The organism is Myxacorys almedinensis A, assembly GCF_010091945.1.
GTDB classification, from domain to species: domain Bacteria; phylum Cyanobacteriota; class Cyanobacteriia; order Leptolyngbyales; family Leptolyngbyaceae; genus Myxacorys; species Myxacorys almedinensis.
Genome location: NZ_WVIE01000047.1, coordinates 1 through 14,415 on the forward strand (window position 1 = coordinate 1; position 14,415 = coordinate 14,415).

The 14,415-nt window shown below is 50.1% G+C and carries 15 protein-coding genes; 8 read left to right on the forward strand and 7 right to left on the reverse strand.

The annotated features are described in order from the left end of the window. The first annotated feature begins 116 nt into the window (after positions 1 to 116). The 3 genes from GS601_RS22100 to GS601_RS22105 all read left to right on the forward strand — a co-directional run bounded on the left by GS601_RS22100 (position 117) and on the right by GS601_RS22105 (position 1,385). A complete protein-coding gene (locus GS601_RS22100; RefSeq protein WP_162425455.1) occupies positions 117 to 761 on the forward strand; it encodes a rhomboid family intramembrane serine protease in 645 nt (214 codons plus the stop codon). Positions 762 to 941: 180 nt separating this feature from the next. Then, on the forward strand, positions 942 to 1,067 hold the full coding sequence (locus tag GS601_RS23710; RefSeq protein ID WP_274382025.1) for a hypothetical protein: 126 nt from the start codon (positions 942 to 944) through the stop codon (positions 1,065 to 1,067). Positions 1,068 to 1,103: 36 nt separating this feature from the next. Then, positions 1,104 to 1,385: a hypothetical protein gene (locus tag GS601_RS22105; RefSeq protein ID WP_162425456.1), complete on the forward strand. Its 282-nt coding sequence runs from the start codon at positions 1,104 to 1,106 to the stop codon at positions 1,383 to 1,385. Between the two features lie 135 nt (positions 1,386 to 1,520). On the opposite strand, the gene GS601_RS22110 is transcribed toward GS601_RS22105, so the two are convergent. Next, entirely contained in the window at positions 1,521 to 2,345 is an 825-nt protein-coding gene (locus GS601_RS22110; protein WP_162425457.1) for an SDR family NAD(P)-dependent oxidoreductase, read from the reverse strand. 1,021 nt (positions 2,346 to 3,366) lie between these two features. On the opposite strand from GS601_RS22110, the gene GS601_RS22115 reads away from it, so the two are divergent. After that, the gene (locus GS601_RS22115; RefSeq protein ID WP_202925291.1) at positions 3,367 to 4,305 is read left to right on the forward strand and encodes a phosphate ABC transporter permease; all 939 of its coding nucleotides are present in this window, start codon (positions 3,367 to 3,369) and stop codon (positions 4,303 to 4,305) included. Here the strand turns inward: GS601_RS22115 and GS601_RS22120 are convergent. From GS601_RS22120 to GS601_RS22135, 4 genes are all read right to left on the reverse strand, one after another. After that, a complete protein-coding gene (locus GS601_RS22120) occupies positions 4,302 to 4,928 on the reverse strand; it encodes a precorrin-8X methylmutase (RefSeq protein WP_162425458.1) in 627 nt (208 codons plus the stop codon). The genes GS601_RS22115 and GS601_RS22120 overlap by 4 nt on opposite strands. Before the next feature lie 278 nt (positions 4,929 to 5,206). Then, positions 5,207 to 5,719 (reverse strand): aspartyl/asparaginyl beta-hydroxylase domain-containing protein, encoded by a 513-nt coding sequence (locus tag GS601_RS22125; protein WP_162425459.1) that lies wholly within the window; start codon positions 5,717 to 5,719, stop codon positions 5,207 to 5,209. Between the two features lie 36 nt (positions 5,720 to 5,755). Next, complete coding sequence (locus tag GS601_RS22130) at positions 5,756 to 6,016, reverse strand: hypothetical protein (RefSeq protein ID WP_162425460.1); 261 nt, start codon at positions 6,014 to 6,016, stop codon at positions 5,756 to 5,758. 249 nt (positions 6,017 to 6,265) lie between these two features. After that, positions 6,266 to 6,913 carry an endonuclease III domain-containing protein gene (locus tag GS601_RS22135; RefSeq protein ID WP_238393451.1) on the reverse strand — a complete coding sequence of 216 codons (648 nt, stop codon included), beginning with the start codon at positions 6,911 to 6,913 and terminating at the stop codon, positions 6,266 to 6,268. Between the two features lie 255 nt (positions 6,914 to 7,168). Here GS601_RS22135 and GS601_RS22140 point away from each other — a divergent pair, with 255 nt between their 5' ends. Next, positions 7,169 to 7,444, forward strand: coding sequence for an HU family DNA-binding protein (locus tag GS601_RS22140; protein ID WP_162425462.1), 276 nt, complete (start codon positions 7,169 to 7,171; stop codon positions 7,442 to 7,444). Between the two features lie 159 nt (positions 7,445 to 7,603). Here the strand turns inward: GS601_RS22140 and GS601_RS22145 are convergent, their stop codons facing one another. Beyond that, positions 7,604 to 8,434 (reverse strand): creatininase family protein, encoded by an 831-nt coding sequence (locus GS601_RS22145; protein ID WP_202925292.1) that lies wholly within the window; start codon positions 8,432 to 8,434, stop codon positions 7,604 to 7,606. 186 nt (positions 8,435 to 8,620) lie between these two features. On the opposite strand from GS601_RS22145, the gene GS601_RS22150 reads away from it, so the two are divergent. Beyond that, complete coding sequence (locus GS601_RS22150; RefSeq protein WP_162425463.1) at positions 8,621 to 9,538, forward strand: TlyA family RNA methyltransferase; 918 nt, start codon at positions 8,621 to 8,623, stop codon at positions 9,536 to 9,538. 134 nt (positions 9,539 to 9,672) lie between these two features. On the opposite strand, the gene GS601_RS22155 is transcribed toward GS601_RS22150, so the two are convergent. Continuing rightward, a complete protein-coding gene (locus GS601_RS22155) occupies positions 9,673 to 11,946 on the reverse strand; it encodes a glycoside hydrolase family 65 protein (protein WP_162425464.1) in 2,274 nt (757 codons plus the stop codon). Positions 11,947 to 12,008: 62 nt separating this feature from the next. Between GS601_RS22155 and GS601_RS22160 the strand changes: the two genes are divergently transcribed. Next, positions 12,009 to 12,233: a hypothetical protein gene (locus tag GS601_RS22160; protein WP_162425465.1), complete on the forward strand. Its 225-nt coding sequence runs from the start codon at positions 12,009 to 12,011 to the stop codon at positions 12,231 to 12,233. A gap of 380 nt (positions 12,234 to 12,613) precedes the next feature. Continuing rightward, positions 12,614 to 14,269: a B12-binding domain-containing radical SAM protein gene (locus tag GS601_RS22165; RefSeq protein WP_162425466.1), complete on the forward strand. Its 1,656-nt coding sequence runs from the start codon at positions 12,614 to 12,616 to the stop codon at positions 14,267 to 14,269. Positions 14,270 to 14,415 lie beyond the last annotated feature (146 nt).

Here is a 14,415-nt window from a genome sequence, read left to right on the forward strand (position 1 = left end):
CCTCGCTCGACTTGCAGCCAAAAGGCTTGCCTGCTCTCCCTCCTGCCATCTTTTAATCCGTCGAACTCACGTTAAAATGGCTCCTTTCCCCATCTAAATCGCTCCTGGCGAATAACATGAGCCAAAGTGCAGTTGCTGACTGGTTATGGCAAGGTCGATATTTAATTTATCTTGTGGTGATTGCCTGGATCGTCTCTGTCTTAAACTTTGGTTTTTTGGGCAAAACCCTCAACTTTTGGGGAGTGCGTCCTCGTACCCTACGCGGGCTTGTCGGCATCTTCATTGCCCCTTTTCTACATGGAGATTGGCGACATCTTGAAGGCAACTCAAAATATTTTCTGATTCTCGGTGGGCTGATTGTTCTCAAAGATCCCATTGATTTTGCTCCGGTAACGCTAGCCGTTACCCTGATCAATGGGTTTGGCATTTGGCTCGTGGGTGCAAGCCGCTCTGTGCATGTAGGTGCAAGCGGCGTAGTGTTTGGATATTTGGGGTTTTTGCTGCTGCGGGGCTTTGTCGATCGCAACCTCCCCTCGGCGTTGATCACCGTCCTAGTTGCATTTTTCTATGCTCAGTTTTTGTGGGGCGTATTGCCAACTCGCGATCGCAAGATTGGTCGCCGTCTCGTCCGCATTTCCTGGGAAGGTCATTTTTTTGGGCTACTCGGAGGGTTTGTTGCCGCTCGCTACCTGCCCAATGTCCAAGCCATCTTCGAGCAATTTATGAGCGTTCTTACTCAACTTGCGGCTTGGCTTAGATAAGCTCAGATCGCTCAGATAATCTGAGTTCACTGAAGACTCCCAGGCTGGATTTAACGTTACGGATGAAAGCCAAGGGAGTGCGATCGCATCTAGCTTAATCCTCAATCGCATCTGTACTTAACTCTGTATTTAGCAGTGGCAATAGGTTGGTTACATAAGACACGCTGTTGAGAAATACGGTTGAGAAATACGACTGTGCAACTCGGTGGACAGCAAACAGAAACGGGCGATCGCCAGACAACATTCAGCCCAAAATTACCCGTTCGGGTACTTCAATTTATCCGTAGAAGTACTCCCCACGGTTGATGCACTTTCTATGACCATTTACTGAGAGTCGTCACCATGCAGACAAAGCCTTCTTCTGCTATCACCCCCACAAAGAGTGTTTTTCAAAGTAAAACGTTTTGGGGAGCCATTCTCACTGCGATCGCAGCTATCTCCCCAGTCGTCGCCGAGAATATTGAAGAGTATCAAACCACAGGCAAAATAGACCCGAACAGTGTGTCTCAAGTCGTTGTAGTTTTGGCAACAACAGGGTTAACTATTCTGGGACGAATCGACGCCACAGAGCCTTTATACACGCCTAACGGAATGCCCGGCGCAAACAAGCCCAAAGCTGAATAATGTCAGAGATGGTTGATATTTTCCACCACTATCATGCTGGGTTAGTGCTCTTTCAAACGCAAGCAAAGTCCCCCACTCTCAAGATACGAGTAGTAGGGGACATTCAACGAAACCTTAAAACGTTTGATTGAAAGTCTAACGAGAATCTGCCCTCGCCTCTCTCAGTCTGGCATCGGGTGCCTGACGATTTTCAGAAAGGGGAGCCGCCAACCGTGAAACGTTCTCGACCAGCCAAGGCATCAGGCGGTTGCCCCACACCGCAAGATGACTTTGCCATCCCACTAGGATTTCTGGCGTTTCCTTTTCGAGTCCCACAACAAGCGTCTGAGCCACCTTTTCAGGTGTAGTCGGCATCACCCATCGAAACCACTGGAAATTTTGAACCATATCTGTGTCAGTCAAAGAGGGCAGTAGGGCGATAACTCGGATGTTGTGTGCTGCAAGTTCGCCCCGCAGCGCTTGAGTGAATCCCAAAATCGCAAACTTAGTTGCTGAATACGTTGCCATCGTTGGCGCGGCGATTTTTCCCATCAAACTCGACACATTCACGATCGTTCCCTGTCGCTGTACAGCCATACGACGGGCAATCAGCCGGGTGATGGTGTACATCCCCATCAAATTTAGAGCAATCTCTTCCTGCACCTTCGGCAGTTGGGATTGTAAAAAGGGTGCTTGGTGGGCAACACCTGCACAGTTAACAAGGAGATGAATCGGTCCATAATCTCGCCAAGCTTGAGCTACAGCGATGTTAACCTCTACAGAATTCGCTAAATTAAAAGCCAACGGGACAGCTTCAACGCCTAAAGCTGCGATTTCAGTTGCCACCTCCATTAACCGCTGATGCGTACGTGCAACCAAGATCAGTCGTTGTGCTCCTTGTCGAGCCAATTCCAGCGCGATCGCTCGCCCAATGCCACGAGAAGCACCCGTGACGAGAACGGTTTTTCCTTGAATATTCATGTTAAAGCCTCCAATTTTGAGGTTTTAGGGTGGTTTCAGCCTTTGCCAAACTGACAGAGGGTGCAAAGAACTGAGATCAGGTTTTGAGTGGGGCTTTAGGTTAAACGCCTGCTGCTAGCGTGCTCTATACCCCTCTGCGTTTCGCGCCCACAGGCAATTTTGGATTCAGGAAATGGGGTCGGAGCCGAGAGTAAGGTAAAGCATTGGACACGCCTTTTTAACAACAGAATCAACCCGTAATTGATTGACCTGCATACCTTAACAAGAGAATCAAGTAGTCGCAACACTTATTAATAGAATCCTAAAATTGTGACATTCCGATACAAAGCGTTCAGAAATGAACCTATGCAAAAAAGCTCGTTCATGCTTACCTTCGCTTCTCAGGTACACGATCCCCACAGGTTTTACAGAATGACTGCACCTGGATAGAAGATGAGGAAGCTTCAAATCTGAGAAGCTATCTGAGCGTCCTTAGGACACCTTATGGCTACAGTGACAATGTTCGTTACGGTAATGATGTTCATTGTTCAGTCAACTTGGGCTATGGCGCGATCGCAGGTTGCCCTCAGACTCAGACGCTTACTGTGGATTTAACTGTGGATTTAGAGGCAGCTTTGCCTGCTTCTGCTTAACCCGATCGAAATTTAAACAAAAAATTGCCTGACTCTTAAAAGCCCCCAGAGTCAGGCAGTCTACCTGTAAGGACGCCCTATGATCGGTAAAAACCAAACAAACTTAGTTGCCCCCTAGTTGCTTAGCCTTTATCCGAGTGCGTTCCTCAGATTTGAATCTAGTATGGAATATCTAAGGGTGACAACCCTCGAAGAAAGTACTCATTTTTACATCAAACTTAAAATTTATACGTAGAAGAATTCCGTAAATTCTCTCCCTGCACTTGCCAAAACTAGCTTGCCCGTGATTTAAAGGGATTCGATGGGAAGGGAGCAAACCAGATAAAATTAAGGTACTTCTCCTCTGTTCGCTTTGGATTCGTTTGCTGTATAAACGTCGCCCGCAACCCATGCTGATTCCCGTTAGTCGTAAGAAATTTGAAGATTTGATTCCGCTTGTGGCAACTGGCGCTCAATACAAATACTGCTGGGGAAGATTTCCAGATTTCCTCAGACGGATTCTCATCTCCATCTCAGCCCTCGCCTCTATTCTTTTGATCCGGGCGGTTTTTGGCTCCGGAGAATTTCAAGACAGCTTGCAAAGTGTCACCTTTTTTATGGGGCTGTTTGCCTTGGTTTACTGGCTGTGGAGTCCGGTTTTGCAGGCGAGCCTACGAAACTATGCCTACCGTCGCTTTAAATTTGCCGGTTTTCTCCAGGGCGAAGTGCTAGATGTCTACATAACTGAGGAATTGATCGGCACTCAAGAAAGCGCTAACAGCCGGGGTGAGTTGGTCGTAGTTGAAAACCGAGAGCGCCGAATCAATTTAGAAGTAGGAGACGAATCAGGTTTTACCACAGTGCTCCAGGTTCCGATTCGGCAGGAGCATCGGGGGATTTTGCCTGGAGATATTGCCGAACTGCTGGTTGTCTCTAGCCGTCCTGATCTGGGGCGCATTGCCAAAGTCTCAGATATCTTTATTCCGCACAGTGGCATTTGGGTGAGCGATTATCCGTATTTGCGGCGCGACGAGTTTGAAGCAGTAAGCCGTCAATTAGAATCTGCGGGCTATGTTGAGGCTGACGAAGAGTATGATGAGCCGCAGAGAAAACCGTCTAGACCCTCTTATAACGAAGCACCTAGAACCCGCTCTGTTCGATTGGCATCTGATCCAGATGATGGGGGGGATATCGTCCCTAGACGAAGCTCGTCTTATGAGCCATTCGAGCCATCTGATGACTTTGGTCGCTCAGCACCGCCGCGCCCCAGAAAACGGATTCCAAAAACGGGCGCGAATGGGAATCAGGTTTATCGCCGCGATCGCCGCGATGAGAAACACGGCAATTAGCCGCCATTGCCCTCACCGCCGTAAGCTTGCCAAGCGAGATCAACCAATCCGTTGACGATCGCAGCCGCAACGACCGCGCTTCCTTTGCGGCCTTCCGTCCGAATATGCGGAACGAGGGAATCGTCGAGTTGGGCTTTAGCGCGATCGACATCAATAAATCCGGCGGGGGTACCAATGACTAAGGCAGGCTTAATTTCTTCGGCATTAATCAATTCAACCAGGGCAGACAGCGCCGTTTGCGATTGTCCGACTACAAAAATCCCTTCGGGATAGCGGTGGGCAAGCGTTTGAATGCCCCATGCCGATTTAGTTCGTTCTTTTTGAGGGCGAGTAATTGCCTCCATGCTGCAATAAATTGGATTAGAGAACGTAGTTTGAAGGTGAGTGTTGATGCCAACCTGCACTGTTGGTGCATCTACGATGATGGTTGTCCGAGCCGCGAGGGCGGCTGCCCCAGACTGTAAGGCCAAATCTGAAAAATGAATCAGCGACTTGTACTCAAAGTCTGCTGTGGCATAAATGACTCGCCGGACAATTTCGTATTCGGCGGGTGAAAGAGCATGCTCCCCAATTTCCTGGTCGATAATTGCCAAACTCTGGGCGTCTGTTGCGTGCCACTCCATAGTCATGTTGAATAGTGCCTAACGGATGATGCGATCGCGGGAAAAGAGACGAATGTGCCAAAAATACTCAAAAATACTTTGGTCACAGATTTGTTTTCTCAGTTTACTCGTGATAGTGCAAGTTAATCAGAAAAACTTGATGAGTGCGGCTTGAGGGCACTAGTGGTCTGTCCAGGTTGAAGTGGGAGACTGGGAGGTGAGGGGGAGACTAGTAATTGGAACCATTCACCCCTCCACCCATCCACCCATTTACCTCTCCCCTCAACGTTGACAATCTACTAGCAGACCCGTGCAAAGCCCGCCGGAATTTTGAAATCTAGAAGCAAAATATCTCTGTAACGATCGCTTAAATTCCACGCCTCGTGTTCTGAGGTGTCATCAAACACCACACATTTGCCGTTGCTCCAGCGTTTTGTTTCAGCAGCGACTCGCATAGCGCAGTGTTCGGGAACAGATAAGCCTAAGTGGCAGCGAAATACGCTAGTTGGTTTGCCAGCATGAGGCACAATATGCGCCCCAGGAGCCAACCGAGAAAAGCCTGCGGTGATCATGCCAGGAATGGTTTTAACCAGTTTTGCGGTCTCTGGGCAGCGATCGCAGTTGCCATCGATTTTGACACCCAGAAAATAGATACCGAAAATTTCCCATCCGGTTCTTTTTTGCAGCAAATATTTTTCAGGATAGGGAACAAAATCGTCAGCGCCCAATTGGTCTAGTTCGGCTTTAATGATTTGCCAATTTTCTTCAAGGCGGAGTACAAAGTCAAACTGATAGGGGTCGTAGTACACCATAGCTCCATCAAACAGGCAGAAAGGACGTACTTGCAGTTAGGAATCGCGATCGGCGTTGCCACGCTCTGAAGTATCGTCGGGTAAAAACGGTTTCCAAAAGATCAGCCCGACGACAAATCGAAACCGATTCCACCCCCCTCGAATGCGGCTGGAGATGCGCCAAACAAACCGCACAAATTCTACCCCTTGAGCCACATCGTCGCGCCATGTTGTGGGCATCGGTTCGACTTTAGGAGGAACCAGTTCTACATCAGAGGAGCATTTATCAAGCGCATCGTGCATGACCGTCATATTCACTAGTTAAGACAAAATTGATTGTTCACTGCGACAGATCCTCGACCCCCCTGCCTACGGCATCCCCCTTTGGTCAGGAGCGACTTTCCGGCTCCCCTCCTGACTAGGGGGGGTTGGGGGAGGTCGCAGGTCTGTAGCATTTACAGATTAATTTGGTATGGGGCAAAAGTTAAGACAAAGCTGGTGAAACAAAATGAGTGGATTACTAACCTATCATCTCTTTTACCCAAATCGCGTCCTACACTCGGTTTCTCACACCCCAATTTTCTGACACATGGATTCTACAGGGCAGGTCGCACAGTGGGGCTGTTTGCCCGTGCAGATGTGTTTCCCAAACGGGACGAGTAACTGGTTGATCTCGATCCAATACGGCAGCGGTAACGTTGCTTCTAGCGCCAGGGTCGTCTTTTCTGGAGTTTTGGTTTGGACGTAGCCCCAACGGTTTGTGACTCGGTGAACATGAATATCGACGCTGATAAACGGTAGATTGCAGGCGACGCCTAGCGCCAAGTGAGCGCATTTAGAACCGACGCCTTTGAACGTCAGCAAGGTGGTAAGGTCTGCTGGCAATTCACCGTTGTGGTGAGCCATGATCTGCTCAGCGATCGCATGGATCTGTCGGGCTTTTTGCTCAGGGTAGGTGCTTTCACCAATCAACGATTCGATCTGCTTGGGCGTTAGCTGCGCGATCGCAGCGGGAGTGTTTGCCTGCTGCAACAGCCGCCGCGCAACGGGCAAACTCACTTCATCGTAGGTGCGAATTGAGATCAAGCAGGCGATCAGTTGCTCAAACAAGGAGTTGTATCCTTCTTGGGCGATCGCAAACATAGCGGCTTTTGGGTAAGGGTTGACCGCCTCACGAATCTGGGCGATCGCCCAATCAATATCAAACGTTGGCATAAGCTTCAGCCGATCTCTGCCCCAAGAGAGACGCGAGGGTAGGTTGGCGTGTGTCATCAGAAGGGATGAGCGACTCTATCATGACAAACGCGCTCTATGGTTAACGTCTAACTCACGAAATACTCTAGCCAAAATGGACGGATGAGGCTATTCTCAATCTCGGTTCAGACCTGTTCTGTACCCTAAACTTAGTACACTTGCACGCCTTGGCTTTGTACACTACAATTTCAAGGATTTTGACAAGAGGAGATTCTGATGAACAAAGGTGAACTCATAGACGCGATCGCAGACAAGGCAAATGTCACTAAAAAAGAGGCAGATGCCGTGCTCTCCGCGATTATCGATACCATTCTCGATACGGTCTCGACGGGCGACAAAGTTTCGTTAGTTGGGTTTGGCACCTTTGAAGTGCGCGATCGCCAAGCCCGTGAAGGACGCAACCCTCAAACCGGAGACGCCATTCAGATTCCGGCAACCCGCGTTCCTGCCTTTTCGGCTGGCAAACTTTTCAAGGAGCGCGTTGCTCCCTAATCCAGGGTTAGCTCCAAGCAAGTCATCCTAAAACGTTTCAATTAAACCGGCATAGCCATCTTGCAGGTGTCCAACGAGATGAGTTGCAAGATGGCTGTCTTAGCGGTCTCTCTTAAAGAGTGACGGATTTTCGCTTCGCTTCTACCTCGACCCATGCCGTCAAACTTCCGACGATCGCCACGCTTGCGGCAGTTGAAATGAGTACACATCTTGAATAACTTGTACCCAACCTGTCGCCAGCGCCTCAAGGATGCGATCGCCCTTTTCTGTTGAAGCCGTGGTAGGGTCGCCCACCACACCACTTTGGCTGAGATCGCGTGTCATCCAAGCAAACGGCAGTGCCCCCTCTATGCTAAAAACATCCTCACGAGGTTCGCCCAAGGGATACTCGGCGGCGGCACGCTCCATCTTGACGTGCTCTGGGAGAATCGACAGCAACAGACTCGTTTCTGCATCGCCTGCATGGATGCCCAATTTCAGTTCTTTTGGGGAGAAAAGCTCTTGAGTGAGGGTGCTTAAGGGTGGCACGTTCCAGGTAAACAGGGGGAATACCGCAAAATCGTCGTGTTGTTGATGCAAATCTCGTGCGGCGATCTCTAAAACTTGAGGCTGCCCGCCGTGAGAATTCATCAACACGAGTTTGCGAAACCCTGCTCTGTAGAGGCTTTCTGCAACTTCCATCACCACGGCAAGCAGAGTTTGAGCGCTGAGGGTGATGGTGCCTGGAAAGTGCCAGTGCTCGTTTGACTTGCCGTAGTACAAGATGGGCAGAGCATAGGCAGGAATCGCGCGATCGAGTTGGGTCAGGGCTTTTCCCAGGACGGCAGCGCTGATCGCAGCATCTACGACGAGAGGTAAATGGGGACCATGTTGCTCGATCGCGCCGATGGGCTGAACGATGACCGTGTTCTCTTTGTTGGGCATTGCCTGAAGGTCAGTCCAGGTGAGATAGGGAAAATAGCGATCGCGGGGAATAAAACCGTGCAGCATAGGGTATGAAGAAACAGGGTACTCTTCGATATCCTGAGAGATAACACAGGATATCGATGATTTGAACGAAGACTGACGCTCTAGAAAATCGCCCGGCTCGTGAGGCGGGTCGAAAGCCTCCTTTTGCCAGGAGAAGCGATAGAGTGAAGACTGTTCAAGTTTGCCTTCCCCAACCCCTACCCTGTCTTGAAACAGCGCCTCGATACGTTATTAGTCGATCTCAACCTTTGTGATTCTCGACAGCAGGCACAACGGCTCATCCAAGCTGGAGCCGTGACCGTCAACCAGCATGTGGTGGACAAAGCGGGCACCGAGGTTGATGTGTTAGCTCAGATTGCGGTAAAGCAGCGATCGCAGTATGTTTCCCGTGGAGGCGAGAAGTTAGCCAAAGCGCTCCAGGCGTTTCCCCTTGAGGTGCGCGATCGCGTTTGTTTAGATGGCGGTATTTCCACCGGAGGCTTTACAGATTGCTTGCTGCAAGCGGGTGCAAAACTCGTTTACGGTATTGATGTCGGATATGGTCAGGTAGCCTGGACTCTGCGGCAAGATCCGCGTGTAATTTTGCGAGAACGAACAAATATTCGCCACCTGACCCCAGAGCAACTGTATTCATCAGCCGCGCCGATTCCTGATTTAGGCGTTGTTGATGTGTCGTTTATCTCGTTGACAAAAGTATTGCCTGCACTGCGGGCTTTGTTACACGATCCATGCGAGGTGGTGTTGCTGGTAAAGCCCCAGTTTGAGGTGGGGCGCGATCGCATTGGCAAAAAAGGTGTAGTGCGCGATCCAACCGATCATGCCGCCGCGATCGTGCAGGTTCTGCAAGCGGCTCAATCTCTGGGTTGGCATTATAAAGGACTCACATGGTCGCCACTTTTAGGACCGGCTGGCAATATTGAATACTTGCTCTGGCTCGATGCCTCAACGATTTTGGCACCCTCGGCAATTCTAGAAGGCTTGGCAATGGCGTTTCCGGCGGAGTTGCGCTCTACGCTATATCCTTCAGAACTTGCGCCTTTGGCGCTAGAGGCACCTGATCTGAGGCACATTCAACAATTCACAACCCTGGCACACACCACTCTGACTCGCCGCACCACGCCCTAGCTCAGGCAGCGGGAAAAACCCCACTGAGCAATTTTTAGCCCCCTGCTGAACGAGAATTTAGCACCTGTAGGAGCGTCCATCTCGCTCAGCACTGCTCTTGCGCGTCAGTGAAATTGAGCCAAATCGAACTTTAGTTAAACTGCTAATTCTTCCTCCAACGCGCCGCCAGAGCTTTGCCCTGCACCAACCGCATCAGCATTCACCAGGTCGTGATGGGGAGTAAGGTCAAACTCATGCCACTGACCGCGCCACTGAAGCCGAAACTTTAGACGAGTCCAATGAGAGGGTAGATTTGGGCAAGCGATCGGTCCAAACTCAGTCAGCCGAATGCCCCCAAACCCAAAGATGACAGATTGCCAAACCCCTCCGGCTGATGCGGCATGAATTCCTTCTGCTGCATTGAGCCGCACATCTTCTAAATCCACCAGTGCCGCCCGTCGGAAATGGCGGTATGCCTCTTCGGGCAGATCCAGATCGCACGCCAAAATCGCTTGCACTGACGGGCCCAATGATGAACCGTAGGTCAGATCAGTTCGAGACGTGTAGTAATCCCAGTTTGTTTGCAGCGTTTTTTGATCAAACTCGTGTCGCAGCAAGTAGATCAGCATCAACACATCAGGCTGTTTGAGAATTTGCCGTTGATTGGTTGGCTCTATCCCCAGCAGGGCTTGCATCGACGTGTTCCGAGGTTCGTAATCCGCAAAATTGATCTCCTCTAACTCGAAGAATCCATCAAATTGCTCAATTAGCCCTGCCTCATCGCGACGAATCACCAGCGATCGCGCAATGTCTGACCACCGCTCTAATCGTTCTGGCGTCAAATTGAGCGTTGTTTCTAACCGCGCCGCCGTTTCTGGATAAGTGTCACAGAGCCATTGCCAAAGGGTAAGTGCCGATCGCAGGTGCCATTGCGCCATGCCATTGGTAAAGGCATTGTTGTTGACATGTTCATGGTTTTCATCTGGTCCGATCACATCTTTGATCTCATACGCCCGCTTGTTTGCATTCCAGGTTGCACAACTGCCCCAAAAAACCGCCGTATCTAAGATCAGTTCTGCGCCGCGATCGCGCATCCAAGCCTCATCGCCCGTTATTTTCCAATACTGCCATGCGGCATAGGCAATGTCCGCAGAAATATGGAATTCAATATCCCCGCACCAAATTCGGATTGATTCACCCTGCCGTCCCGGAACCCAACGGGGCGTCACCTCATCTCCACTCCCTGCACTTTCCCACGGGAAAAATGCGCCTTCAAACCCCGCCGCTTTCGCCTTGCGCCGCGCTCCCGGTAGGTTGTGAAACCGGTAGTTAAGAACGTTACGAGCGAGATGAGGCTGTGTCAGAGTCAAAAACGGAGCGACAAACACTTCTGTGTCCCAGAAAACATGTCCCCTATAAGCGTATCCAGAGAGGGTTTTGGCAGGAATACTCACGCGATCGTCGCTCTGAGAGGCAGCAATCAATAGCTGAAATAGGTTATATCGCACACTTAGCTGAGCCATCGGATCGCCTTCAATGACGATATCACAGTGTTGCCATGCCATCTCCCAGGCGGCAATATGTGCTGCAAACGTGGTTTGGTATCGGGTCGTGGTTGCCAATCGATGCAGTGCCGCTTTTAGGGGAAACTCGGTGTCACGAGACGTGTAGAGCGTGATTGTCTTCTCGATCGTAATGGTTTGATGCTCCGTTACCAAAACGGTTGCAGTTAGCGATGGCTGATCTGCATCTCCCTGCATGGGCAAAATTCCTTCTTCTGCCACTACAAATACTTTAGCCGTCATCCCTAGCTGAAGGTTTGAGTGCAAGGTTTCAGAGAGCAGCCAAATCACATTGTTGATACTGCCCTGTTCTAGGGTCTTCCAATGGGGCACCCCCAGCGTGTCGGGTTCTGGCTCAAAGCTGGCTGCAATTTTCACCTCTCCCGTAAAATTAACCGACGTGACCTGACAGCGCAGAGACAGCAGGTGGGGGTCGGCAAAACTACAAAACCGCTCAAACCGAAGATCGAGGATGTGCCCCGCGTTACTTTGCCACCGAACAGAGCGCGTCAGCAACCCTAGCCGAAGATTGAGGCGGCGATCGTAGCTGAGGATGGTTCCTGAATCGAGCCGAAACTGCTCCCCATCAATGGTGATAGCTAACGGCAGCCAATTTGGGCAATTGACTAACTCGGTCGTGCAGATGGCAGCATCATCAAACATGCCGTGGATCAGCGTTGCGGCGTTGTCGTTGGGATAGCCTTCTTCAAAGGTGCCCCGCGTACCAAGATAGCCGTTGCCAATGGTAAAGACCGTTTCTTGCGGGTGAAGGCGTTGGGGGTTAAACTCTGTTTCTAAAACAGTCCACCCTGTGGAATCGAAAGTGTGGAGATTGAGATGCACTGTAGCGTTGGTAGCATTGGACATGACCAAAAGATCCTTACAAGCCGTGGGATGGGGGGTGAGGTGCGATAAATAGGAAAATCACTATGCCGTCAGACTGGCTGATTTTCATGTCCCAAATTCTTGAGCTACTGCGTGGTGAGCATCCTGTTTTCATCCCTCTGTTGATAGAGTCAATCAACCGTTTTGCCAAAAACGAAGACTCATACCAATCGATAAAAACCGATACAGTTCGTTATGTTACCAACAAAACTAAATACAATTTGGGGATGGATGTCAGCGGTATGGCTGAGTCAATCCGGCGGAATTAGCAACCGAGTTTCTTTAAGTAAAATTCATCCCTTTGCCTGTTGATTCCGGCAAGGAACGTGCTCTATTTTGGGTTGATGATCTAGCCTAAGGCAACTTATACCAAATTGATTTTTCACTGCGACAGATCTTCGACTCCCCTGCCTACGGCATCCCCCCTGGGTCAGGAGGGACTTTCCGGCTTCCCTCTTTAGTCAGGAGGGGTTGGGGGAGGTCGCACGTCTGTAGCATTTACAGATTAATTTAGGATTACCCAATGGCAGTTTTTTATAATTTTCAAATTTGCTACAGGTTCAAAACGGGGAATTCATCTGGTTAGCACTGCCGAAACATCAGCTATTTGGGCTATTCCGTCTTCTTGAACTCGTGAGGAGAAATCTTGATGACAGGCATTCTAGACGCTCCTGAATCGACTTCCGCTCAAGCTCAGTCTACCCAACCCGATCGTCAGCTATTCCCCGAATCTGAGCAACATCGGTCGCCCTACATTCCGCGAAACCATCGGCGTATTTTGTGCGTGTTTCCAAAGTACAGTCGCTCGTTTGGGACGTTTCATCATGCATTTGGCTTGAAGGGGGTGCAGGCATTTATGCCGCCTCAGGGGTTGCTGGTGGTCTCTGCCTATTTGCCCAAAGCCTGGGATGTGCGGTTTGTGGATGAAAACATTCGGGCGGCAACGCGAGCCGATTACCGGTGGGCAGATGTGGTGATTGTGAGCGGCATGCATATTCAGCGTCCGCAGATTAACTCCATCAATGACCTTGCTCACAAAGCTGGAAAGATAACGGTGGTTGGTGGACCATCGGTTTCGGGTTGCCCAGAATATTATCCTGATTTTGATATTTTGCATATTGGTGAGTTGGGTGATGCCAGCGATCGCATGATCGAATATCTCGATCAGCAGGCGGAGCGTCCGCGATCGCAAGTGCGGTTTGAGACCCGCGATCGCTTGCCTCTAACTCAGTTTCCCATTCCCGCCTACGACAAGCTCAATTTGGATCAGTATTTTCTAGCCAACATTCAATATTCAAGCGGTTGCCCCTACCAGTGCGAATTTTGCGATATTCCGGCTCTGTATGGGCGCAATCCCCGCCTCAAGTCTCCCCAACAGCTTTTAGGAGAGCTAGATGCGATGCTAGAAGTGGGAAATCCGGGGGCGGTTTATTTTGTGGATGATAATTTCGTTGGCAATCGTAAAGCGATCGCTGACCTGTTGCCTCATTTGATCGAGTGGCAAAAACAAAATGGCTACCCGGTTCAGTTTGCGTGCGAAGCGACGCTGAATTTGGCTCAGAGTCCCACGCTGCTCGAAATGATGCGAGAAGCTTACTTTTGTACTGTGTTCTGCGGCATTGAAACTCCTGATCCGGCAGCCTTAAAAGCCATCTCTAAAACCCATAATTTGAGTATGCCAATTTTGGATGCAGTTAAAATCTTCAACAGCTACGGCATGGAGGTTGTTTCTGGCATTATTTTAGGATTGGATACGGACACCCCAGAGACCTGCGATCGCATCCTAGAGTTTATTCGCCTCTCTCACATTCCCATGCTAACGATTAATCTGCTCTATGCTCTGCCAAAAACGCCGCTTTGGGAGCGGTTGCAACAAGCAGGGCGCATCGTTGCCGAGGAAGGGCGAGAATCAAACGTCGAATTTCTCATGCCCTACCCCCAGGTGATGGAAATGTGGCGTCGCTGCATTGCCACGGCCTATACCCCAGACTTTCTCTACGAGCGCTTCGCGTACCAATGTGAGCACACCTATCCCCATCGAATTAAGGTGCCAAACAGCCCTGCTCGCACCTCGCCCGAAAAAGTCCGTAAAGGGCTAACGATGCTGGCAAAAATCTTGCTGCAAGTGGGCGTGCTCGGAAACTATCGAAAAACATTTTGGGCAATGGCAAAGCCAGCACTCAAACAAACCAAAATTGAACAGGTGATTCATGTCGGGTTGGTGGCGCATCATCTGATTAAATTTACGCAAGAATGCACGAAGGGCACAGAGTCGGCTTCGTTCTACTCTCAAAAACTTCGGTAGACCTAAAGGAATCCTCTGTGGTGGTCTATCAGAATGGTGGTGCTAGTTAGCTGTCAACGTTGATGATCTAACCTGAGTTCGGGTTAAGCCGGAAGCAGCAGATTGAGGTCAAGCGCGATGGAGGGCTGCTTGGGCTGATGGCAGTA